This window comes from Microbacterium sp. MMO-35, from assembly GCF_037147555.1.
GTDB lineage: Bacteria > Actinomycetota > Actinomycetes > Actinomycetales > Microbacteriaceae > Microbacterium.
In genome coordinates, this window is sequence record NZ_JBBCVH010000007.1 from 46,287 (window position 1) to 68,032 (window position 21,746).

Consider the following 21,746-nt stretch of genomic DNA (forward strand, 5'->3'; position numbering starts at 1 on the left):
TCCGGGCGGAGTCCCGCTCGCCCGCGCCCGCGCCCGCTCAGCGGCCGAGCCGCTGGCGCGCCGTGTTTCGGCCCGCGCCGACGGGCTCGTGCGCCGTCGCGGCGGCGAGTCCGAACACCGGCATGTCCGCGTAGATCGCCTCCATCTCCCCCGCCGGCACCTGGTACGTCTCGTGCCAGACCCCGACGCTGCCGGATCCGAGCATCGTGCGCATGAAGTCGCGCCACGGCTGCAGATGCGGGGCGTCCCGATCGGCGGCGAAGCGCTGCAGGTGCTCCGGGCTCTCCCAGTAGGAGAGCAGGATCGTGGTGCGCCCGAGCCAGCTCTCGCAGCCGAGCATGCCGGCCTCCGGGTGCTCTGCGAGATGCCGCAGGATCTTCGGCATCTGCCGCGCCACGCGCTGCACCCGGCCCAGCTGCCACCATCTGTTCGCCCGCATCCCGATGACGAACACCGTGATGTCGCTGCGGTCCACGGCTGCCGTGTACCGACCGGGGAAGACCTGCCTGCTCATCGCCACTCCTTGCGAACGTCGTTATAGAACACTGTTACAGAACGACGTTACGATAAGATCCCTTCCATGGCAAGACCCATCACCCACGACGCGGCCCTGCGTTCGCGACTGATCGAGGCCGCCTCGGCGATGATCGACCGGGACGGCCCCGATCGCTTCTCCGTGCGCGAGGCGGCGGGCGAGGCAGGGACCTCGACATCGGCGGTCTACTCGCTGTTCGGCAGCAAGGCGGACCTCATCACCGCCGTGGTCGCGGACTCCTTCGCCTCGTTCGCCCGCGCGCAGCGCGAGGCGGAGCCCGGGGGCCTGCGCGCTCTCGGCGAGGCGTATCGCGCCTGGGCGCTGCAGCACCCCGATCGCTACCGGCTCATGTTCAGCGGCGCGATCGCCGGAGCACCTCACGGCGCCCCGAGCGCCGGCGGCGATCCGGAGCCCGATCCGGAGCTGGATGCGCTCCTCCCCCTCGCCCGCACCCTCACCGGCGCCGATCGCGTCGACGAGGACGTCGATCTGCGCAGCACCCTGGCCGTCTGGGCGCAGGTGCACGGCGCGGTCAGCCTCGAGCTCGCACGCGTCGCCCCGCCCTGGATCGACGCCGACGCCGTGTACGCAACGGTGCTCGACGCGATCGCCGCGGTGCACCCCGGACGCTGAGTCCCGGAGGACGACCGCGAGCCCGGACCGCTCGCCCGGTGGGCCGCTGGGTAGCATGAGCCGCATGAGCGCCCTCGACCTCATCCCCGCCGGCCGCACGTTCACTCCCGACGACATCGTCGTCTACGCGGATCCGCAGCACCGCTCCCTCGACGACGCGCTGCGCGACGCCGATCTGCTCGTCAGCTGCCCGCACGCCGGCGCCGCGATCCCCGAGGAGCTCGCCGAGTTCCTCTCCCCCGCGCTCACGCGACGGCTGCAGTACGACTTCACCGATGTCGCGACGGCGGCCGTCGTGCGGCGCTGGGCATCGCAGGATCCCCGGGTCGTCGCCGTGATCAACCCGCATCCGCGTCTCGTCCGCGATCCGAACCGCGCACGGCCCGCCGACGTCGCCGCCGACCTGACCGCGGCGATCGAGCGCGTCCGCGCCGCCGGCCCCTGGCAGAGGGTCGACCTCTCCGGGGTCGACGCGATCCGCCCCGTCACGTTCTCGTTCTTCCCGATCATCGAGGTGCCGGACACAGGGGCCGGCCTGCACCGGCTCGTCGAGACGTTCGTCGAGGTCGCCGAGCGCGGTCTCGGCGTCTACGAGCGCACCCGCGACGAGCTGACCGAGCGGATGGTCGCCGAGCGGCTGCGCACCGGAGGCGCGCTCACCCGGCTGTCGTTCCACGACACCATGAACACCACGACCACGAAGGACGGCGCGGTCGACGTCCCGCGCGCCGAGAAGGACCGCCTGCCGAACATCGTCGCGCTCTCCAACCGGGGCGACGCCCGCGGCGAGGAGCGCGACCCCGCCGACCCCCCGACCATGGCGCCGGAGCGCCTGCGCGCCCTCGCCGAAGCGCACCGCGTCGGCTTCGACGCCGCGCAGCCGGGTGATGTCGCCCTCAACCAGCCCTATCTCGGCAGCCAGGAGATCCTCGCCGCCGGCGCCCGCTTCCGCACGCTCGCGGACGAGGCCGCCGCGGCGGGAGCCGTGCTCGACGCCGTGCAGGCCGAGTTCCTCCGCGAGTTCCTGCTCGGCGACGCGGCCACCGCACAGCTGCACCGGCCCGGCACCGGCTGGATCACCGAGGACCCCGCGCACGTCGACCGGATCGCCACGGCCTGCCGCCGCTCCTGGGACCTGTACCAGGCGGGCTGATCCCGGCGGAGCCCGCCCGCCGACGAGGGCGGATCAGCCGCCCCAGAGCACGCCGAACAGGGCGCCGAAGCCGATCGTCGTCACGGCGAGGATGAGCGTGGGGGCGAAGAAGGAGTGGTCCACGAGCTTCGTGCCGAGCTTCGTCGTCCCCGAGGTGTCGAAGTTCGCCGCGGCGATCTGCGAGCCGTTCGTCGGCAGCAGGTAGATGCCCGCGAAGGCGCCCGCCCACATGCCCGACAGCAGCCCGAGCGGGATCCCCGCCGCGAGGCCGATCGGCACGATCGTGCGGGTGGCCGTGGACTGGCTGGTCGTGAGCACGCAGACGAGGAAGACGCCGAGGGCGAAGATCCACGGGGCCGCGGTGACGAGGCCGCCGACGCCCTCCGAGATGAGCGTCGCGTGCGCGCCGAGGAAGGTGTCGGTGAGCCAGGCTAGGCCGAACAGCGCGATCGCCGAGACCATGCCGGCCTTGAACACCGACATCGTCGGGATCTCGCCGACCTTCGGGCGCGACACGAGGAGGATCACGGTTCCGGCCACGAACATCACGATCTCGATGATCGGCGTCATGCTCACCGGGTCGCCCGCGCCGTCGAGCGGGCGGAGCCCCTTGAACAGGCCGAACAGCACGATCACGGCGACGCCGAGCAGGAAGATGATCGCCGCGTTGCGCCCCGCGGCGGTCACGGTCACGTCCGCCTTGACCTCGGCGGCGCCCGTGCGCGGAGGTGCGAGCTCGCCGCGGGCGATCTTCGCCTGCACCTCCGGGTCGTCGGCGAGCTCCTTGCCGAGACGGTTCACGACGAGGCTCGACACCACGATGCCGACGACGGCGGCCGGGATCGTCACCTTGAGGATGTCGATGAGCTCGAAGTTCCACGGCGCCACGTCGGTGAGCGTCACCATCGCGGCCATCGCCGCCGAGACCGGGCTGCAGGCCAGCGCGACGCCGGTCGCGACCACGGAGAGCGAGAGGGGGCGCGACGGCCGGATGCCGTTGCGGTACGAGAGGTCCTGGATCACGGGCAGCAGCGGATAGAGGATGTTCGAGGTCCCCGCGCCGACCGAGAAGAGGAACGAGATGAGCGGCGCGACGAGCGTGATCTGCTTCGGGCTGCGCGCGATGAGCTTCGCCGCGACCGACACCATCCAGTCGATCCCTCCCGCCGACTGCATCATCGAGGACGCGAGCACGACCGACAGCACGATGAGGAGCGCATCCACGGGCGGCGACCCGGGCGGCACCCGGAACACGAACACGAGGATCGCGACGCCCGTCCCTCCCCAGAGGCCGAGCCCCACGCCGCTCGAGCGCGTGCCCATGACGATGCAGCCGAGGACCACGATCAGTTCGGCGATGAACAGGGCGATCTGCATGTGCGTCTCCTCGAGGGTCGCGGACGCGGCCAGCATATTGGCCTGCGGTCCGGCCGCGCACCCCCTGCCCGGCGCGGCGCCCCTCCCGGCGCGCTCCGTCGCATGACAGTCTGGACGCATGAGGAATCTGATCGTGCGGTTCGCGTCGCTCTACGTCTTCAACGTGGTCGTGCTGCTCGTGGTCGGCTGGCTGACCCCGGCGCGGGTCGGCCTGCACGCGCTGTGGGCGTCCGTGATCCTGACCCTGGCGACGCTCTTCCTCAAGCCGCTGCTGAAGAGGGCCGCCACCTCGATGTCGTCGAGCGGCACGAAGTTCGTGCAGTACCTCGCCGTGTTCGCGGTCGAGTTCCTGATCTGGGCGCTCACGGTCTGGCTGAGCGGCGTGCGCGCCGGCAACGTCTGGGGCTGGATCGTCCCGCCCGTGATCCTGCTGGTCGGCTGGGTCGTCTACGACCAGGTCGACGACGCGCTGTCCCGCAAGGCCGGTGAGCTGTACGACGCCGCCGGGGCGAGGATCGCCGGATCCCGTTCTTCGGCCTCGCCTGCGCCCTCCGCGTCGTCCGCACCGTCCTCCGCCGCGACCGCCGCCGGCCGGCAGGAGCTCGACGACGGCCTCACGCCCGAGCAGCGTCGCATGCTCGACGAGCTCGGCTGATCTCCCGTCCCGGACGGGGAACGGGCGGATCCGACGCGTCGTCGGATCCGCCCGTTCTCGTCTGCGTGCTCAGGCTGCGGCGCGCTCGGCGGCCTCCACCACGTTCGTCATGAGCAGCGCGACCGTCATCGGCCCGACCCCGCCGGGGTTCGGCGAGACCCAGCCGGCCACCTCGGCGACCGCGGGCTCCACGTCGCCGTAGACCCTGCTCTTCCCGGTCTCCGGGTCGTCCTCGCGCGTCACGCCCACGTCGAGCACCGCCGCACCCGGCTTCACGTCCTCGGCGCGGATGAGGTGCTTCACCCCGGCGCCCGCGACGATCACGTCGGCCTGACGCAGATACGGCGACATGTCCGGCGTCCCGGTGTGCACCTGCGTCACCGTGGCGTTGATGTCGCGGCGGGTGAGCAGCAGCCCGATCGGGCGGCCGATCGTGACGCCGCGGCCGACGACCACCACGTGCTTGCCCTTGAGGTCGTAGTCGTTGCGCAGCAGCAGCTCGATCACGCCGCGCGGCGTGCACGGCAGCGGCGTGTGGATCGGTGCGTTCACGTTGAGCACGAGCCGGCCGAGGTTCGTCGGGTGCAGCCCGTCCGCGTCCTTCGCCGGGTCGATCCGCTCCAGGATCGCATCGGTGTCCAGGTGCTTCGGCAGCGGCAGCTGCACGATGTAGCCGTGGCAGGCCGGATCCGCGTTGAGCTCGTCGATCACGGCCTCGACCTCGGCCTGGGTCGCGTCGGCCGGCAGCTCGCGCTGGATCGAGTTCATCCCGATCGCCTCGGACTGCCGGTGCTTCATGCCCACGTACAGCTGCGAGGCCGGATCGGCCCCGACGAGGACGGTGCCGATGCCGGGGACGATCCCCCGCTCCCTCAGCGCGGAGACCCGCTCGGCGAGCTCCGCCTTGATCTCCGCCGCCGCCGCCTTGCCGTCAAGAATCTTCGCGGTCATCGAGGTCTTCCATTCTCTCGTCGAAGGTGTTCTGTCGCCCGCCCCTCCGGGGCGTTGAGCGAGGACGCCGGCGGCGACCGAGACGAAACGCGGCGCTCTTGCGACATTTGCCGCGTTTCGTCTCGCTCGGCCTGCGGCCGTGCTCGCTCGACGACCCCGGGGGCGGTATCCCGTCGGGTCTACTGCTGCAGGTCGGGGTACAGCGGGAAGGCGCCGGCGAGCGCGTCGACACGGGCGCGCAGGGCCTCGACGTCCGCGCCGGGCTGCAGCGCGAGCGCGATGACGTCGGCCACCTCGGTGAACTCCGCATCCCCGAAGCCGCGGGTCGCGAGCGCGGGCGTGCCGATGCGCAGGCCCGAGGTGACCATCGGCGGACGCGGGTCGTTCGGGACGGCGTTGCGGTTGACCGTGATGTGGATGTCGTGCAGCAGGTCCTCCGCCTGCTTGCCGTCGATCTCGGCGTCGCGCAGGTCGACGAGCACGAGGTGCACGTCGGTGCCGCCCGAGCGCACCGCGATGCCCGCATCCTTCACGTCCTGCTGCGAGAGACGGTCGGCGATGATCGCCGCACCGCGCAGCACGCGCTCCTGGCGCTCCTTGAACTCCGGGGTGCCGGCGATCTTGAACGCGGTCGCCTTCGCGGCGATCACGTGCATGAGCGGGCCGCCCTGCTGGCCGGGGAAGACGGCCGAGTTGATCTTCTTCGCGATCTCGGCGTCGTTCGTGAGGATGAAGCCCGAGCGGGGGCCGCCGATGGTCTTGTGCACGGTCGACGAGACGACGTGGGCGTGCGGCACCGGGTTCGGGTGCAGGCCCGCGGCGACGAGACCGGCGAAGTGGGCCATGTCGACCCACAGCAGGGCGCCGACCTCGTCGGCGATCTCGCGGAACGCGGCGAAGTCCAGCGTGCGCGGGTACGCCGACCAGCCGGCGATGATGACCTTCGGCTTGTGCTCGATCGCGAGACGGCGCACCTCGTCCATGTCGATGGTCGAGGTCTCCGGGTTCACGCCGTAGGCGACGATGTCGTACAGGCGGCCGGAGAAGTTGATCTTCATGCCGTGGGTGAGGTGACCGCCCTGGTCGAGCGAGAGGCCGAGCAGGGTGTCGCCGGGACGGGCGATCGCGTGCAGCACGGCGGCGTTCGCGGTCGCGCCGGAGTGCGACTGGACGTTCGCGAACTCGGCGCCGAACAGCTCCTTGGCGCGGGCGATCGCCAGCTCCTCGGCGACGTCGACCTCCTCGCAGCCGCCGTAGTAGCGGCGGCCCGGGTAGCCCTCGGCGTACTTGTTCGTCAGCACCGAGCCCTGCGACTGCAGGACCGAGACGGGGACGAAGTTCTCCGAGGCGATCATCTCGAGGAAGGTCTGCTGACGCTTCAGCTCACGGTCGAGGACCTGGGCGATCTCGGGATCGACCTCGGAGAGAGGCGCGTTGAAGTAACGGTCGGTCATGGCGTGCTCCTTTGACGGTTGCGAAAGAGGGGTGCTCATCGGCCCAGGCGCGCGGTCGAATCCATGACGGTCGCTCCCCGGTGGTGACCCACCCAGACGCCAGTCGCGACATCCCGAGCCTACCCGATCGGGATGCGGATCCGTCGGGCGATGACGAGCGGCGGATGCCCCGGTCGGCCCGCGGGCGCGGTAGTTTTTGTTCATGGTCCTGCATGATGCGCTGCCGCTCATCCCGTTCCCGTCCTCCGCGAGCCTCGGGGAGGGATCCGTCCCGATCGCCTCCGTGCGGGTCGACGGGGATCCCGAGACGGCCGCGCTGCTGCGCACCGACCTCGCCGCGATCCTCGGCTCAGAGGCCCTCACGACCGACGGCGGCACCGTGATCAGCCTCGTGATCGATCCGGCGATCGGATCCGCCGAGGGCTACCTGCTCGATTCGTCCGCAGGCGGGGTCCGCATCACGGGGCACGACCGGGCCGGGCTGTACCACGGCACCCGCACGCTCCTGCAGTTGGTGCGCCGCGACGGGACGCTGCCCGTCGTGCGCATCGAGGACGCCGCGCGCTTCGGCTATCGCGGGGTCATGCTCGACGTGGCGCGCCACTTCTTCTCCGTCGCCGACGTGCAGCGCTACATCGACCGCGCGGCGGGGCTGAAGTTCAACCGCCTCCACCTGCACCTCACGGACGACCAGGGCTGGCGCATCGAGATCGCCTCATGGCCCCAGCTCACCGGTCGCGGCGCGGCCGGCGACGCGACCGGCGGACCCGGCGGCTTCTACACCCAGGACGACTATCGCGCGATCGTCGACTACGCGGCCGCGCGCCACGTCGCGGTGATCCCCGAGATCGACCTGCCCGGGCACACCCACGCGGTCGGCCTGGGCTACCCCGAGCTCGTCGAGGAGCCGACCCTCACCGAGGCGAACCTCACCGAGGCCGCCGAGCTCGGCCAGCCGCTGCCGGTGCACGGAGAGCAGTACGCCGGCTGGGGCGTCGGGCACTCCTCGGTGCGCATCCACGACGAGCGCACCTACGACCTCATCCGCGACGTGCTCGGCGAGATCGCCGCGCTCACCCCCGGCCCGTTCCTGCACATCGGCGGCGACGAGTGCCTGGGCACCTCGGCCGCCGACTTCGCCCTGTTCTTCGAGCGCGCGGGAAGGCTGGCCGCCGAGACCGGCAAGGTTCCCGTGGCCTGGCACGAGGCCGGCGCCGTCGAGGGCCTCCCCGCCGGGATGATCGGCCAGTACTGGGGATCCGTCACGCCGGAGGGGGATCACGCCGCGCACGCGCGCCGGTTCGTCGAGCGCGGCGGCGCGCTGATCCTGTCGCCGTCCGACCGCGCCTACCTCGACATGAAGCCCCGCGCCGATCATCCGCGCGGGCTGGCCTGGGCGGGCATCGTGCCGCTGCGCACCTCCTATGACTGGGATCCCGCACGGGTGATCGACGGAGTGCCGGTCGAGGCGATCCTCGGCATCGAGGCGCCGCTGTGGACCGAGTCCGTGACGACCCTCGCCGAGGCCGACGGCCTCGCGTTCCCGCGGATCGCCGCGCAGGCCGAGGTCGGCTGGTCGGCACAGGACGGCCCGGAGCGCTCCTGGGAGTCGTTCCGCACGCGCGTCGCGGAGCTGGTCCCCGCCTGGGAGGCGGCCGGCATCGCCGTCGATCGCGCCGCACTCGACGACGATCCGCCGGCGCGAACGGCGGACACCGAGACCCCGCACGCCCCTTCGACCACGACCGACCAGGAGACCGCATGACCGCCCGCACCGAGAGCTCCGCGCAGGGAACGCTCGTCATCCACTCCGCCCGTATCGTCTCCGGCGGGTCCTCCGTCGACGACGGGTGGGTGCGCTTCGAGAACGGCGCCGTCGTCGCGCGCGGAACCGGGTCCGGCTGGGCTCCGGCCGAGACGGTGGTCGACGCGCGGGAGGCGGCCGGCCCCGGAGCGATCCTCACCCCCGGGTTCGTGGACATCCACGGGCACGGCGGCGCGACGGCCGCGTTCGACGACGGCGTGGAGGCGATCCGCACCGCGCGCGCCATGCACCGCAGCCACGGCACCACCCGGGCCGTGGTGTCGCTGATCACCGCGGCCCTCGACCAGCTCGCCGAGCGCATCGGCATGGTCGCCGACCTGATGGAGACGGACCGGGACCTGCTGGGCTCGCACCTGGAGGGTCCCTTCCTCGATCCCGGCCACAAGGGCGCCCACGACCCCGAGCTCCTGCGCCTGCCCGAAGCCGCGGACGTCCAGCGCCTGCTCGACGCCGGCCGCGGCACGGTGCGGCAGGTCACGCTCGCACCCGAGCTCCCCGGCGGCATGGAGGCGATCCGCCTCGTCGTCGCGGCGGGCGCCGCCGCAGCGGTCGGGCACACCGATGCGGATGACGACACGCTGCGCGAGGCCTTCGACGCCGGCGCGACGATCCTCACGCACGCCTTCAACGCGATGCGCCCCGTGCACCACCGCAACCCGGGCCCCGTGCTCACGGCCGCGCACGACGAGCGCGTCACGCTCGAGGCGATCGCCGACAACATCCACCTGCACCCGCACGTGATCAAGCTCGTGTTCGACGAGGCCCCTGGCCGGGTCGCCCTGGTCACCGATGCCATGGCCGCGGCCGGAGCGGCCGACGGCGACTACATGCTGGGCTCGCTGCGGGTCACGGTCCTGGACGGCGTCGCTCGCGTCGAGAGCGGCTCGATCGCGGGATCCACGCTGACCCAGGATGTGGCCCTGCGCCGCGCCGTGGAGGCCGGCGTGCCGCTGCCCGACGTGATCGACGCGCTCACGCGCACCCCGGCGCGGGCGATCGGCGTGGGCGACCGGCTCGGCGCCCTCGAGCCGGGAAAGCTGGGGGACGCGGTGCTCCTGACCGCTGACCTGGACGTCGCGGTGGTGTGGACCGGCGGCGCGCTGACGCGCTGATCCGCGAGACGCGGATCCGGCGAGGGCCGGGGGCCTGCCGCTCCCCAGCGGCGACCCCCGTACCCTCGACCCTTCCCCAGATCCTCACGCAACCCGAAATCGGAGGATCCCCCCGTGTTCAGAGCGGGGCGGCCCGGAACTCCTCCCCCGAGGCGCCGGGCCGACCCCGCCGGCGGATCCCCATCCGCCGGAGTCGTTGTTCGCCGCCCCCCGGTGGCTTTCGCAGACTGTCTCTGACAGGAGAGATGGGGTCGCAACGGATCCATTACGCGACTTCGCAAGATTTCTTCGGATTTTTTCTGAAGCCCCGGATCCGCGGGGCCGGGGGCCGACCGGCACCGTGTCGGGAAACCGCGTCTCAGCATCCCCGACACCGAGTCCCGTGAGCGCAGAACCCGACTTCGGTTCGGGGATTTCGTTCGCACCCTGGCGCGTTCCCAGCCAGAGGGTGAAGAATGGGGAGTCCGCGTGATGAGAAGACTGGGTCCGCGTCTCTTTGCCGAGAGCGCTTCCGACCTGAGAACCGAGAGATGACCGACTACACCGAACACTCGCACGATGCCGCGGCCGCATCGCCGCGCAGCGACGCCGATCTGGTGCTGCGCACGCGCTCAGGCGACCCCGAAGCCTTCGCCCAGTTGTGGCGTCGTCACTACGCGTCGGGCATCACGGTCGCACGGTCGATCACGAGCACCTTCGATGCCGACGACCTCGTCCAGGAGGCGTTCGCGCGCACCTATCAGGCGATCCAGAAGGGCGGCGGCCCGACCGGCTCCTTCCGCGCGTATCTGTTCACGAGCATCCGCAACACCGCGGCCGGCTGGGGGCGCGCGCGCCGGGAGGCGCCGATCGACGAGCTCGACACGGTCGCCGATCCGTCCTCGACGGAGCAGGCCACGAACGACGCCCTCGATCGCAGCCTCTCGGCCCAGGCCTTCCGCAGCCTTCCCTCGCGCTGGCAGGAGGTGCTCTGGTACTCCGAGATCGAGCAGATGAAGCCGGCCGAGATCGCGCCTCTGCTCGGGATGACCGCCGGGGCGACCGCACAGCTCGCGTTCCGGGCCAGGGAGGGCCTGCGCGAGGCCTGGATCCAGGCCCACCTCAGCACCGCCGTGCCCGGATCCGTCTGCGAATGGACGATCGAGCGCCTCGGTGCGTACTCGCGCGGCAACCTCGGCACCCGTGATCGCGCCAAGCTGGAGCGGCATCTGGGCGAGTGCGCGCGCTGCCTGATCGTCGCCGCCGAGGCCAAGGAGGTCTCGCACCGGCTGGCCTTCGTGCTCCTCCCGCTCGTCCTGGGCGTCGGCGGATCGAGCGCCTACCTCGCGATGCTGCAGGGCGGCGCCCTGCCTGCCGTGGCTCTCGCGGCGATGCCGTCGAGCGTCGTGCAGGGGGCCGTCGTCGCGGGTGGCGCGAGCGCGGCGGGCGTCGGCGCGGCGCACGGCGCCGCCGCGGCGTCCTCGACCGCTTCGGGCGGGGCGACGGGCTCGTCCGGCGGTGCCATCGCAGGATTCGGCGCCCTGGTGGGCGCGGGTTCCGCGGCACTGGTGATCGCCGGCGCCATCGTCGCCGCCGCGGTCGTCCCCGGCCTCACGGCGAATCCGGCATCGACCTCCGCCCCGTCCGCGTCGGACCAGGGCGACTCCAGCATCGTCGCGCAGGTCACGCCCCCCTCCACCACGACCGTCCCCGCGCCGGCCCCGGTGCCGACGGAGCCCCCGGCCGACCCCGCACCGCACGTCGACAAGCCGAAGCCGGTGGTGAGCGCCCCGGTCGACACCACGACCGCCCCGGAGCCCGCCGCTGACCCCGTGCTCCCTCCGGATCCCCCGGCGGAGGAGAAGCCGCCCACCAACCCCGGCACGGACCCGGGAACCGACCCCGGTACCGATCCTGGCACTGACCCGGGAACGGACCCCGGCACAGACCCGGGAACCGATCCCGGCACGGATCCTGGCACTGACCCGGGAACGGACCCGGGAACGGATCCCGGTACAGACCCGGGAACCGACCCCGGCACCGATCCGGGTCCCGCGACTCCGCCGGCCTCGGCGCCGGTGCTCGGGACGGCCTCCCTGCACTGCGGCATCCTCTCGCTGATCGACGGCATCCGGGTGACCGTGCCCGTCAGCGGCGTGCCCGGCACCACGCTGCGCGCGACCTCGGACAACGGCGCGAACCTCACGACGAGCGTCGTCCTGAACGCCGCAGGAAACGGCGTGATCGAACTCGCCCCGAGCCGCAGCCAGATCAACAGCGGCGCCCTCGTGACGATCGCCTACGTCCTGGGCGACAAGGTCGGCGGATCGGCGGTGCTCGATCTCGGCACGCTCGGCCCGCTGCACTGGTGGGAGTGCCTGCTCTCGGACGTCGCCGACCCGACGCCGCCCGCCGACGCCCCCGCGACCGATCCCGCCGCCCCTCCGGCCGACTCCTTCGCCCCGGCGGACACCCCGGCTCCCGCCGAGACACCGGCGCCGACCGAACCGGCCCCCGCCGACCCCCCGACGGTCGACCCCGCACCCGCACCGCAGAACGCTCCGGAGACGGATCCCGTCTCCCCCGCGCCCGCGACGTCGGACGAGCCGACCCCGTCCTCCGACCCCGCCCCGAGCGTCCCGGCAGCCTGAGCCGCACGCCCGCCGGATCCTCTGCGGATCCTCCCCTCGCCCCCGCGTAGAATCGTCCTCATGCCCGCCGACACCCCTGCCGCCGAAAGTCCCCGGGCGACCCCGCCGCTTCCCGCTGAGCCGGTGCCGACCCCGCCTCAGGGCATGCTGCCGCGCGCCACGCCGCTCGACATCGTCCGCGTCGTCGTCCTCGTCGCCGCGCTGGCGTCGCTGGCCCTGTGGGGTCTGGTCGCGTGGACCCTGCCGTGGAACCTCGTCGCCGCGATCGGCGCGCCCGTCATCACCCTGCTGCTCTGGGCGCTGTTCCTGTCGCCGCGCCCGGTGCTGGCCGTGCATCCGTTCCTCCGCGCCGCCGTCGAGCTCGTCGTCTACGCCGGGGTGACCGTCGCCTGGTGGACGATGGGTCAGGCCTGGATCGGCATCGGTTTCGCCGTCGTCGCGGTCGCGTCCGGCCTCATGGCCGGACGCCGCGCCCTGTCCTGAGGCTGCCGTGGGCGACTCGGTGCTGGAGCGGCTGCGAGCCGCCCTGGGAGAGCTCGTCGACACCGGTTCCGCAGCCCTCGACGCCGCCCGGGCCGACCGCTCGGGCCATTCGTCCCCGACGCCGCCGCTCGCCGTGGTCCACGCCACGTCGACCGCCGACGTGCAGGCCGTGCTGCGCATCGCGCACGACACCGGGACGCCCGTCGTCGTGCGCGGCGCCGGAACCGGGCTCGCCGGAGCCGCGATCGCCGGCGCGGGCGAGATCGTCCTCTCCACCCTGCGGATGCGGCGCGTGCTCGAGGTGCGCCCCGACGACCTCCTGGCGGTCGTCGAACCGGGACTCCTCAACGGCGAACTCGACGCGGTACTCTCTCCGCTCGGGCTGTGGTGGCCGCCGGATCCGGCCAGTCGCGACATCTCGACGGTCGGCGGGAACATCGCCACGGGGGCCGGCGGCCTGCTCTGCGCGAAGTACGGCGTGGTCCGCGACGCCGTGCTGGCGGTCGACCTCGTGCTCGCCGACGGACGCCTGCTCCACCTCGGGCATCGCAGTGTGAAGGGCGTGACGGGCCTGGATCTGACCTCCCTCGTGATCGGATCCGAGGGACGACTCGGCGTGATCGTCGGAGCCACCCTCAAGCTGCGCCGCCTCGAGCCGGGCGCCGAATGCACGATCGTGGCGACCTTCCCCGCCGGGCGCGACGCCGCACGGGCGTCGGCGGCCGTGACGGCGTCGGGTGCGCAGCCGGCGATCATGGAGCTCATGGACGCGCACAGCCTCGCCGCCGTGCACGCCCTGCTGCAGCTCGAGCCTCCCGCCGCCGAGCTCGCCCAGCTCACCATCCGGACGGACGGCCGTTCGGCCGCCGCCGAGGCCGACCGGATCGCGACGGTCCTGCGCGAGGCGGGCGGCGCGGTGACCGTCACCGACGATCCCGCGGAGGGCGAGGAGCTGCTCCGGATCCGCCGCTCGATGCACGCGGCGATGGCCAGCCTCGGGACCACGCTCATCGAGGACGTGTCCGTGCCCCGCAGCGCGCTGCCCGCGATGTTCGACGAGATCGCCCGGATCGAGCGGGCCTACGGCATCGTGATCCCCACGGTCGCGCACGCCGGGGACGGCAATCTGCATCCGAACTTCATCGTGCCGGGACCCGAGATCCCGGACCGCATCTGGCAGGCCGCGGACGACCTGTTCCGCGCCGCACTCCGCCTCGGCGGCACGCTCACCGGCGAGCACGGCATCGGCATCCTCAAGAGCCGCTGGCTCGCCGACGAGCTCGGCGAGGATCAGTGGGAGCTGCAGCGCGAGATCGTCCGGGTCTTCGACCCGCGCGGGATCCTCGCGCCCGGCCGCGTCTTCGCACCGCAGGCCGCCGATCCACGACCCGCCGCCGCGCACCCCTCCGAGGAGCCCCATGCCTGACATCCACGTCTCGGCCGCGATCATCACCGACGGCGCCGGACGCGTGCTCGTGGTGCGCAAGGAGGGGACCGAGCGCTTCATGCAGCCCGGCGGGAAGCCCGAGGCGGGCGAGACGCCCGCTCAGACGCTCGCCCGGGAGCTGCACGAGGAGCTCGGCCTGCGGATCGAGGAGGACGCGCTGGTGCCGCTGGGCGTGTTCGTCTCGGCCGCCGCCAACGAACCCGGGCACCGCGTGATCGCCACGGCGTTCGCGACCACGGCCGAGCCGGCCGACGTGCACGTGCAGGCCGAACTCGCCGAGCTGCGCTGGATCACGCCGGCCGATGCGGAGACGCTGCCGCTGGCCCCGCTCAGCGAGGAGCACCTGCTCCCGCTGGCGTGGCCCGGCGTGAGGGGCCGCTGAGCGAGTCGGTGCTCGCCCGGCAGCCCCGGCGGGGTCGTGTCAGATCCCCTGCCACGACGGCTTGTGCGCGAAGGTGTAGCGGTAGTAGTCCGCGAGCTTGAGCTTCGACGCCGCCTCCTCGTCCACGACGACCGTGGCGTGCGGGTGCAGCTGGATCGCCGATCCGGGGACGAAGGCCGACAACGGACCCTCCACCGCGTCCGCGATCGCCTGCGCCTTGCCCGCACCGTAGGCGAGCAGGACCAGGTGGCGCGCCTCGAGGATCGTGCCGAGCCCCTGGGTGATGCAGTGCATCGGCACCTGGTCGGGGGAATCGAAGAAGCGGGCGTTGTCCTCGCGGGTCTGCTCGGTGAGCGTCTTCACCCTGGTGCGGGACGCGAACGAGCTGCCCGGCTCGTTGAACCCGATGTGCCCGTCGGTGCCGATGCCGAGCAGCTGCAGGTCGACGCCGCCCGCCGCGTGGATCTTGGCGTCGTACTCGGCTCCGGCATGCTCGATGCCGTCCTCGGATCCGTCCGGCACGTGCACGAGGGAGGGGGTCAGCCCCAGGGGCTCGACGACCTCCCGCGTGATCACCGAGCGGTAGCTCTCCGGGTGCGACGGGTCGATCCCGACGTACTCGTCCAGGGCGAAGCCCCGCACCCGCGACAGATCGACCCCCTTCAGCTGCGTGCGCAGAGCCGAGTACACCGGCAGCGGCGTGGATCCGGTCGCGAGCCCGAGGACCGCGTCGGAGCGGCGGGCGATGAGCCGGCCGATCTCGGCGGCCACCAGCTCACCCGCGGCGGCGGAGTTCTCGACGATGACGACTTCAGCCATGCACGGCTCCTTCTGTTTCGATCTCGGGACGTTCGGTCCCGACGGGAATGCTGGGCGCGGCACCCGCGCCCAGCATGACACGACCTGTGTGCGGGTTCTCGCCCTCCCGCAGTGCGGCGCCCACCAGAGCGGCGCCGAGAGAGGCCGCCGGCGATCCCGCCGGCAGCAGCTCGACGCGCTCGTCCAGCCGCAGCGAGGCGAGGAACGGCGACGCCGCGTTCTCGCGGCGCAGTCGCGCGAGGAGGTCGTCGAGCAGCCGGTCGCCGAGGGCGGTGATCCCGCCCCCGATGACGACGGTCTCCACGTCGGCGCTGAGCACCAGGCTGCGCACGGCCGAGGCGGCGCCGAAGGCGATCCCCGCGCGCAGCTCGGCGGCCAGCGGGTCCCCCGTCTCGGCCAGATCGAAGATGTCGCGGATGGGCAGCTCTCCGCCGCGGCCCCAGGCCTTCATGACGGCGCCCCCGCCGCAGAACGTCTCGATGCAGCCGTGCTGTCCGCAGCCGCACACGCGGCCCGCCGGATCCACCGAGAGATGCCCGACCTCTCCGGCGGTGCCGCGCGCGCCGCGCCAGAGCACGCCGTCGATCACGATGCCGGCGGCGACCCCGGTGCCGAGGTTCAGGTAGGCCATCGACCGGGAGTCGCCGCGAAGCGACCCCGCCCCCACGGCGGCGGCCTTCACGTCGTTCTCCACGGCGACCGGGACGGGGATCCGCGCGCGGATCGCCGCCGCGAGGTCGAGCTCCTCCACCCCCAGGTTCACCGCGTGCAGTACCCGTCCGCCGGCGGCATCGACGAGGCCGGGGATGCCGATGCCGATCGAGATCACCTCGCTGGCGGTGAAGCCCCCCTCGTCGGACAACGCCGCGATCGCGGCGAACACGGCGGCGATGACGCCCTCGTCACCCCAGCCCGTCGGGATCCGCGTGCGCGCGAGGATCGTGTCCTCCGCGCTGAGCGCGAGCGCCTCGATCTTCGTGCCGCCGACGTCCAGGCCCACCCGGATCGCGCTCATGACACGCCCAGTTCGCCGGAGAGCACCATCACGGCGGCGCCACGCAGCACGATGTCGTCCTGGGCGGTGAGACGGATCACGAGGTCGTCGAACACGCCCTCGAGGGTCCGCGCGGTCAGCGTGCTGCGCGCGGCGTCGATCAGGGTGCCCGCGAGCAGATCCGCCGGACCCGAGAGCACGATCTCGGACAGGTCGAGGGCCGCCACGATCGGGGCGATGGCCACTCCCAGCCTGGTTCCGGCCTCGCGGAGGACCTCCTCCTCGGAGGCGGGATCCTCGGCGATGCGCGCCCGCAGGCTCGTGGCGTTCAGCCACGCCTCCAGACAGCCGTGCTTGCCGCAGGCGCAGCGCGGTCCCCCGTCGGTGCCGACCACGACGTGGCCGATCTCGCCGGCCGCGTACCTGCTCCCGACGAGCGGCTGGCCGTCCGAGATGAGCCCGGCGCCGACGCCGCGGCCGATCCGGATGAGCAGCATGTCGGGCAGCGCCTGGCCGAACGTGTACTCGGCGAGGACCGCCGCGTTCGCGTCGTTGCGCACCAGCACCGGCAGATCGAGCGCCGCCCCCAGCAGTGCCTCGAGCGGGAAGTCGCTCCAGCCGAGGTTCGGCGAGTTCAGCACCACCCCATCGGGTCGCACGATGCCCGGAGCGCCGACGCCGACCCCCAGCACGGGCACGGTGGACAGGGCGACCAGCTCCTCGGCGAGGGAGCGCACCGCCTCATAGGCCGCGGTGCCCCCGGCGGGCCGCGGCAGTTCGCGGCGCTCCAGGACGACCCCGTCGAGGCTCATCAGGGCGCCCTCGAAGACTCCGGGACCGGAGAGGTCGAGACCGACGATGCGGTGCCCTTCGCGGGCGATGTCGATGAGGATGGGCGGCTTGCCGGGGCCGGTCGTCTCCCGGATGCCCCTCTCCACGACGATCCCGTCGTGGATGAACTCCCCGACGAGGTCGGAGATCGTCACGCGGGTCAGTCCCGTCTCACGGGAGAGATCGGCACGGCTCATGGCGCCGGAGTGGTAGAGCGTCTGCAGGACGAGAGCCCTGTTGTGCCCGCGGGCGTGCTCGGGCAGCACTTTGGTGCTCGTGCGCAGCTGGCGCGCCGACCCGAAGCGGTGCGGACTCGCGCCGCCGTTCTCCGCGCTCACCGGGCGACCCTGCTCATTCGTGCGACCATGTTTGTAAGTACACCTTACGAACGAGGTGAAAATCAAGCCCTCACGCGCGTGGCGCGTTTCGGGACCTGCCACAGGTTACCGGATCCGCAGGCCCAGGCCCGGCTTTCCCGTCATGCCGTCTCACGCGTCCGCCCGCCCGGGTTCCGCGTGCCCCTCCACCGATGTGCCTCCGTTGCCGTTTTGTGATATGGCTTCGCGTATCCTGGAAAGACTGACAATGCTCTGAAGCAGGGGGGTGTGCACGTGACGGATCTGGCAACGGCAGCGGGGGCTCCGACCGAGGAGAACGCGATCGTCGACGGCACGGATGCGACCGGTTCCGCGGAGTCCGCGGGCGGTGACGGCGCAGGAGACCGCCCCGTGGAGTGGGCTCCCGCAGAGGACGCACCGAAGAAGAAGCGCCACATCGGCCGCTGGATCGGCATCGGACTGGGTGTCATCGCGCTCGGTCTCGGGGCCGCCTCGACGATCCTCATCGCCCCCGGCACCGCGATCGCCGGCGTGCAGGTCGGCGGCATGACGGCGGGCGCCGCGGCCGAGGCCGTGAGCAACCACCTGAACGGGATGCAGGTCACGCTCACCGGGGAGGGCGGCGGCAAGCAGGTCACCGGATCCGATCTGGGCGTCCGCGTCGATGCGACCAAGCTCGCCGACAAGGCCTTCGCCGAGCGCCCGATGTGGAACATCACGAGCTGGATGGCCGCGCCGATCAGCGCGCCCCTCACCCTCGACGACCGGGCCGCCGATCACGCGCTGCGCGCGCAGGTGCCCACGGTCTATCAGGACGCCACCGACGCCACCGTGTCGTTCACCGGCGCGGGCTACACCGCGACGCCGGCCAAGAACGGCTCCGGAATCGACCTGAAGGCGCTCACCGCGGCGATCTCCGACGCAGCGGAGAAGGGCCGCAGCACCCTGTCGTTCCGGGCCGAGCCTGCAACGGTCGCCCCGGCGATCAGCGACAAGGACGCCGCGGCCACGGTCGGCGAGCTCAACACCCTGCTCTCCACGGTCGGCTTCTACGTCGGCACCGAGCGCACCGTCCCGATCGACGCGGCGACCGCCTCGAAGTGGCTCACCGTCGCCCCGGTGGACGGCAAGCTCACCATCCGGGCCGACCAGGCGGCCATCCAGAAGTCGGTCGATGCGCTGCCCGCACTCGTCAACCGGGCGCCCGTCAACGCCACCAGCATCGTCGACTCCTCGGGCTCCGTGCTCGACGACGTGACCCCCGGCGTCGCCGGGCGGCAGCTCGGCGACGTCTCCGGAGCGGCGGCCGCGTTCGCCGCGCAGCTCGCCGGGGGCAAGGGGAACTTCGCCCTGCCGGTCAAGGACACCCCGTTCGCCTCCACGACGCTGCTGCGCAAGATCGACGTCAACCTCAGCACCGAGACGCTGACGGTCACCGAGAACGGCAACGTCGTGGATTCCTGGCTGATCTCCTCGGGCCGCGGCGACTTCGCCACGCACACCGGCTCGTTCACCGTGAACTGGAAGCTCGACAGCCAGAACATGGGCAACACCGACCTCACGAAGGCGCCGTTCTACTACCAGCCGGATGTGAAGTGGGTCATGTACTTCAATGGCGACGAGGCGCTGCACGGCGTGTACTGGCACGACAACTGGGGCACCCCGATGAGCCACGGCTGCGTCGGCATGCCGGAGTGGCGCGCCGAGTGGCTGTTCGACTGGAGCCCGCAGGGCACCGAGGTCAACGTCCACTACTGAGCCGGATCCTCCCGCATCCGGGGGCCTTGAGCGAAGACGCCGAAGGGGCGGACGCAGCGCGCGTCCGCCCCTTCGGCGTTCCGATCAGCTCAGGCCGTCGACGACCGCGTTGAGCGTGGCGGACGGGCGCATGACCTTCGCCACCAGCGCGCCGTCGGGACGGTAGTAGCCGCCGATCTCGGCGGGCTTGCCCTGCACCGCGGTGAGCTCGGCGACGATGCGGTCCTCGTCCGCGGCGAGCGCCGCGGCCACGGGAGCGAACACCGCGGCGAGCTCCGCGTCCTCCGTCTGCTTCGCCAGCTCCTGCGCCCAGTACAGCGCAAGGTAGAAGTGGCTGCCGCGGTTGTCGATCGTGCCGAGCGCGCGGCCCGGCGAACGGTCGTTCTCCAGGAAGGTGCCGGTCGCCGCATCGAGGGTCTTCGCGAGGATCGCGGCCTTCGCATTGCCCGTGCGGTCGGCGTAGTGCTCGAACGATGCGGCCAGCGCGAAGAACTCGCCCAGCGAGTCCCAGCGCAGGTAGTTCTCCTCGACGAGCTGCTGCACGTGCTTCGGTGCGGACCCGCCCGCCCCGGTCTCGAACAGGCCGCCCCCCGCGAGGAGCGGGACGATCGACAGCATCTTCGCGCTCGTGCCGACCTCGAGGATCGGGAAGAGGTCGGTGAGGTAGTCGCGCAGCACGTTGCCGGTCACCGAGATGGTGTCCTCGCCCTTGCGCATGCGCGCGAGCGAGTAGCGCGTGGCCTCCTCCGGGGTGAGGATCTCGATCGTCAGCCCGGTGGTGTCGTAGTCCTTCAGGTACTCGGTCACCTTGGCGATCAGCGCTGCGTCGTGCGAGCGCGCCGGGTTCAGCCAGAAGACGGCGGGAGCGCCGGTCGCGCGGGCGCGGCTCACGGCGAGCTTGACCCAGTCGCGTACCGGGACGTCCTTGGTCTGCGTCGCGCGCCAGATGTCGCCCTTGTGCACCTCGTGCTCGAGGACGACCTCGCCGGCCGCGTTCACGACCTGCACGCGGCCGTCCGCGGCGATCTCGAACGTCTTGTCGTGGCTGCCGTACTCCTCGGCGGCCTGGGCCATCAGGCCCACGTTCGGCACGGTGCCGATCGTGGCGGGATCCAGCGGGCCGTTCGCGATGACGTCCTCGATCGTGGCCTGGTAGACGCCGGCGTAGGAGGAGTCGGGGATGACCGCGAGGGTGTCGGCCTCGCCGCCGTCCTTGCCCCACAGCTTGCCGCCGTTGCGCACCAGCGCGGGCATCGAGGCGTCCACGATCACATCGCTCGGCACGTGCAGGTTCGTGATGCCCTTGTCCGAGTTCACGTAACTGAGGCGCGGGCCGTTCTCCATCGCCGCCGCGAACGCCGCCGCGATCTCGGCGCCGCCCTCGACGTTCGCGAGGCCGGCGAGGATGGCGCCGAGCCCGTCGTTGCCGGTGAGCCCGGCGGCGGCGAGCGTGTCGCCGTAGGTCGCGAACACGTCCTTGAAGTAGGCGCGCACCACGTGGCCGAAGATGATCGGGTCGGAGACCTTCATCATCGTGGCCTTGAGGTGCACGGAGTACAGCACGTCCTCGGCCGCCGCCGTGGCGAGGGTCTCGGCGAGGAAGGCGTCGAGGGCGGCCGCGTTCAGGAAGGTCGCGTCGACGATCTCGCCGGGGAGCACCTTGAGGTTCTCCTTGAGGACGGTGACCTGGCCGTCGCCGGAGACGTGCTGGATCGTCAGCACGTCGTCGCCGGGCGAGACCCAGCTCTTCTCGTTCGCCTTGAAGTCGTCGTGCCCGAGGGTCGCGACGCGGGTCTTGGATCCGGCGCCGAACGCCTTGTTGCGGTGCGGGTGCTTCTTCGCGTAGTTCTTGACCGCGAGCGGGGCGCGGCGGTCGCTGTTGCCCTCGCGCAGCACCGGGTTCACCGCGGAGCCCTTGATGCGGTCGTAGCGGGCGCGGACGTCCTTCTCCTCGACCGTGTTCGCGTCGTCCGGATAGTCCGGGACGTCGAAGCCCTTCTGCTGCAGCTCGGCGATGGCCGCCTTGAGCTGCGGGATGGAGGCCGAGATGTTCGGCAGCTTGATGATGTTGGCCTCGGGGGTGGTGGCCAGTCCCCCGAGCTCGGCGAGCGCGTCGCCGACGGCCTGCCCTGCGCTCAGGCGCTCCGGGAAGGCGGCCAGGATCCGGCCGGCGAGCGAGATGTCGCGGGTCTCGATGTCGACCCCCGCCTGGTGGGCGTAGGCCTGGACGATCGGCAGCAGCGAGGCCGTGGCCAGAGCCGGCGCCTCGTCTGTGTAGGTGTAGATGATGGCGTCGTCGGTCACCGGGGTCTCCGTTTCGCACAGGGCGGATTTCACGCAGGATTTGTCTCGATACCAAGATACCTTCC

Annotated in this window: 18 protein-coding genes and 1 riboswitch; of the genes, 10 read left to right on the forward strand and 8 right to left on the reverse strand. The window is 72.1% G+C overall.

The genetic code is table 11. From position 1 onward, the window contains the following. Positions 1 to 37: 37 nt before the first annotated feature. Entirely contained in the window at positions 38 to 514 is a 477-nt protein-coding gene (locus WFJ01_RS14515) for a DUF4188 domain-containing protein (RefSeq protein WP_292884915.1), read from the reverse strand. A gap of 66 nt (positions 515 to 580) precedes the next feature. On the opposite strand from WFJ01_RS14515, the gene WFJ01_RS14520 reads away from it, so the two are divergent. Both WFJ01_RS14520 and WFJ01_RS14525 read left to right on the forward strand, forming a co-directional pair. Beyond that, positions 581 to 1,168, forward strand: a complete 588-nt coding sequence (locus tag WFJ01_RS14520) for a TetR/AcrR family transcriptional regulator (RefSeq protein ID WP_292884916.1) — start codon at positions 581 to 583, stop codon at positions 1,166 to 1,168. A gap of 64 nt (positions 1,169 to 1,232) precedes the next feature. Further along, positions 1,233 to 2,321: an N-formylglutamate amidohydrolase gene (locus WFJ01_RS14525; protein ID WP_336629455.1), complete on the forward strand. Its 1,089-nt coding sequence runs from the start codon at positions 1,233 to 1,235 to the stop codon at positions 2,319 to 2,321. Positions 2,322 to 2,354: 33 nt separating this feature from the next. Here WFJ01_RS14525 and WFJ01_RS14530 read toward each other — a convergent pair whose 3' ends face one another. Beyond that, positions 2,355 to 3,698 carry an anaerobic C4-dicarboxylate transporter family protein gene (locus WFJ01_RS14530; RefSeq protein WP_292884918.1) on the reverse strand — a complete coding sequence of 448 codons (1,344 nt, stop codon included), beginning with the start codon at positions 3,696 to 3,698 and terminating at the stop codon, positions 2,355 to 2,357. Between the two features lie 118 nt (positions 3,699 to 3,816). Here WFJ01_RS14530 and WFJ01_RS14535 point away from each other — a divergent pair, with 118 nt between their 5' ends. Further along, positions 3,817 to 4,353, forward strand: coding sequence for a hypothetical protein (locus WFJ01_RS14535; protein ID WP_251438641.1), 537 nt, complete (start codon positions 3,817 to 3,819; stop codon positions 4,351 to 4,353). Between the two features lie 69 nt (positions 4,354 to 4,422). Here the strand turns inward: WFJ01_RS14535 and WFJ01_RS14540 are convergent, their stop codons facing one another. Together WFJ01_RS14540 and glyA are read right to left on the reverse strand one after the other, a co-directional pair. Further along, the gene (locus WFJ01_RS14540; RefSeq protein WP_292884919.1) at positions 4,423 to 5,304 is read right to left on the reverse strand and encodes a bifunctional methylenetetrahydrofolate dehydrogenase/methenyltetrahydrofolate cyclohydrolase; all 882 of its coding nucleotides are present in this window, start codon (positions 5,302 to 5,304) and stop codon (positions 4,423 to 4,425) included. Positions 5,305 to 5,483: 179 nt separating this feature from the next. Continuing rightward, complete coding sequence (gene glyA, locus WFJ01_RS14545; RefSeq protein WP_336629456.1) at positions 5,484 to 6,758, reverse strand: serine hydroxymethyltransferase; 1,275 nt, start codon at positions 6,756 to 6,758, stop codon at positions 5,484 to 5,486. A gap of 34 nt (positions 6,759 to 6,792) precedes the next feature. Beyond that, positions 6,793 to 6,875, reverse strand: a riboswitch (ZMP/ZTP riboswitch). Between the two features lie 85 nt (positions 6,876 to 6,960). Here glyA and WFJ01_RS14550 point away from each other — a divergent pair. The 6 genes from WFJ01_RS14550 to WFJ01_RS14575 all read left to right on the forward strand — a co-directional run bounded on the left by WFJ01_RS14550 (position 6,961) and on the right by WFJ01_RS14575 (position 14,637). Next, positions 6,961 to 8,523, forward strand: a complete 1,563-nt coding sequence (locus WFJ01_RS14550; RefSeq protein ID WP_336629457.1) for a family 20 glycosylhydrolase — start codon at positions 6,961 to 6,963, stop codon at positions 8,521 to 8,523. Beyond that, positions 8,520 to 9,695, forward strand: a complete 1,176-nt coding sequence (gene nagA, locus WFJ01_RS14555; RefSeq protein WP_336629458.1) for an N-acetylglucosamine-6-phosphate deacetylase — start codon at positions 8,520 to 8,522, stop codon at positions 9,693 to 9,695. The genes WFJ01_RS14550 and nagA overlap by 4 nt, the downstream gene beginning before the upstream one ends. A gap of 530 nt (positions 9,696 to 10,225) precedes the next feature. Further along, complete coding sequence (locus tag WFJ01_RS14560) at positions 10,226 to 12,325, forward strand: sigma-70 family RNA polymerase sigma factor (protein ID WP_336629459.1); 2,100 nt, start codon at positions 10,226 to 10,228, stop codon at positions 12,323 to 12,325. A gap of 144 nt (positions 12,326 to 12,469) precedes the next feature. Further along, positions 12,470 to 12,808: a YrdB family protein gene (locus tag WFJ01_RS14565; protein WP_442928058.1), complete on the forward strand. Its 339-nt coding sequence runs from the start codon at positions 12,470 to 12,472 to the stop codon at positions 12,806 to 12,808. 7 nt (positions 12,809 to 12,815) lie between these two features. Continuing rightward, positions 12,816 to 14,234, forward strand: a complete 1,419-nt coding sequence (locus WFJ01_RS14570) for an FAD-binding oxidoreductase (protein ID WP_336629460.1) — start codon at positions 12,816 to 12,818, stop codon at positions 14,232 to 14,234. Further along, entirely contained in the window at positions 14,227 to 14,637 is a 411-nt protein-coding gene (locus tag WFJ01_RS14575; RefSeq protein WP_336629461.1) for an NUDIX hydrolase, read from the forward strand. The genes WFJ01_RS14570 and WFJ01_RS14575 overlap by 8 nt, the downstream gene beginning before the upstream one ends. Before the next feature lie 39 nt (positions 14,638 to 14,676). On the opposite strand, the gene nagB is transcribed toward WFJ01_RS14575, so the two are convergent. The 3 genes from nagB to WFJ01_RS14590 are packed head-to-tail and all read right to left on the reverse strand — an operon-like array spanning position 14,677 to position 17,619. After that, positions 14,677 to 15,456 carry a glucosamine-6-phosphate deaminase gene (gene nagB / locus WFJ01_RS14580; RefSeq protein WP_251438649.1) on the reverse strand — a complete coding sequence of 260 codons (780 nt, stop codon included), beginning with the start codon at positions 15,454 to 15,456 and terminating at the stop codon, positions 14,677 to 14,679. Further along, positions 15,449 to 16,471, reverse strand: coding sequence for an ROK family protein (locus tag WFJ01_RS14585; protein WP_336629462.1), 1,023 nt, complete (start codon positions 16,469 to 16,471; stop codon positions 15,449 to 15,451). The genes nagB and WFJ01_RS14585 overlap by 8 nt, the downstream gene beginning before the upstream one ends. Further along, positions 16,468 to 17,619, reverse strand: a complete 1,152-nt coding sequence (locus WFJ01_RS14590) for an ROK family transcriptional regulator (protein ID WP_251438650.1) — start codon at positions 17,617 to 17,619, stop codon at positions 16,468 to 16,470. The genes WFJ01_RS14585 and WFJ01_RS14590 overlap by 4 nt, the downstream gene beginning before the upstream one ends. 273 nt (positions 17,620 to 17,892) lie before the next feature. On the opposite strand from WFJ01_RS14590, the gene WFJ01_RS14595 reads away from it, so the two are divergent. Next, positions 17,893 to 19,377 carry a L,D-transpeptidase family protein gene (locus tag WFJ01_RS14595; RefSeq protein WP_292884935.1) on the forward strand — a complete coding sequence of 495 codons (1,485 nt, stop codon included), beginning with the start codon at positions 17,893 to 17,895 and terminating at the stop codon, positions 19,375 to 19,377. 84 nt (positions 19,378 to 19,461) lie between these two features. Here WFJ01_RS14595 and WFJ01_RS14600 read toward each other — a convergent pair whose 3' ends face one another. Beyond that, a complete protein-coding gene (locus WFJ01_RS14600) occupies positions 19,462 to 21,681 on the reverse strand; it encodes an NADP-dependent isocitrate dehydrogenase (protein WP_292884937.1) in 2,220 nt (739 codons plus the stop codon). Positions 21,682 to 21,746: the final 65 nt, after the last annotated feature.

Excerpts from the sequence above, each read along its gene's own strand:
- glyA (WP_336629456.1), bottom strand. The coding sequence starts at position 6,758 with ATGACCGACCGTTACTTCAACGCGCCTCTCTCCGAGGTCGATCCCGAG.
- WFJ01_RS14525 (WP_336629455.1), top strand. The coding sequence starts at position 1,233 with ATGAGCGCCCTCGACCTCATCCCCGCCGGCCGCACGTTCACTCCCGAC.
- WFJ01_RS14560 (WP_336629459.1), top strand. The coding sequence starts at position 10,226 with ATGACCGACTACACCGAACACTCGCACGATGCCGCGGCCGCATCGCCG.
- WFJ01_RS14550 (WP_336629457.1), top strand. The coding sequence starts at position 6,961 with ATGGTCCTGCATGATGCGCTGCCGCTCATCCCGTTCCCGTCCTCCGCG.
- WFJ01_RS14565 (WP_442928058.1), top strand. The coding sequence starts at position 12,470 with ATGCTGCCGCGCGCCACGCCGCTCGACATCGTCCGCGTCGTCGTCCTC.
- WFJ01_RS14540 (WP_292884919.1), bottom strand. The coding sequence starts at position 5,304 with ATGACCGCGAAGATTCTTGACGGCAAGGCGGCGGCGGCGGAGATCAAG.
- WFJ01_RS14575 (WP_336629461.1), top strand. The coding sequence starts at position 14,227 with ATGCCTGACATCCACGTCTCGGCCGCGATCATCACCGACGGCGCCGGA.
- nagA (WP_336629458.1), top strand. The coding sequence starts at position 8,520 with ATGACCGCCCGCACCGAGAGCTCCGCGCAGGGAACGCTCGTCATCCAC.
- WFJ01_RS14585 (WP_336629462.1), bottom strand. The coding sequence starts at position 16,471 with ATGAGCGCGATCCGGGTGGGCCTGGACGTCGGCGGCACGAAGATCGAG.
- WFJ01_RS14515 (WP_292884915.1), bottom strand. The coding sequence starts at position 514 with ATGAGCAGGCAGGTCTTCCCCGGTCGGTACACGGCAGCCGTGGACCGC.
- nagB (WP_251438649.1), bottom strand. The coding sequence starts at position 15,456 with ATGGCTGAAGTCGTCATCGTCGAGAACTCCGCCGCCGCGGGTGAGCTG.
- WFJ01_RS14535 (WP_251438641.1), top strand. The coding sequence starts at position 3,817 with ATGAGGAATCTGATCGTGCGGTTCGCGTCGCTCTACGTCTTCAACGTG.
- WFJ01_RS14520 (WP_292884916.1), top strand. The coding sequence starts at position 581 with ATGGCAAGACCCATCACCCACGACGCGGCCCTGCGTTCGCGACTGATC.
- WFJ01_RS14530 (WP_292884918.1), bottom strand. The coding sequence starts at position 3,698 with ATGCAGATCGCCCTGTTCATCGCCGAACTGATCGTGGTCCTCGGCTGC.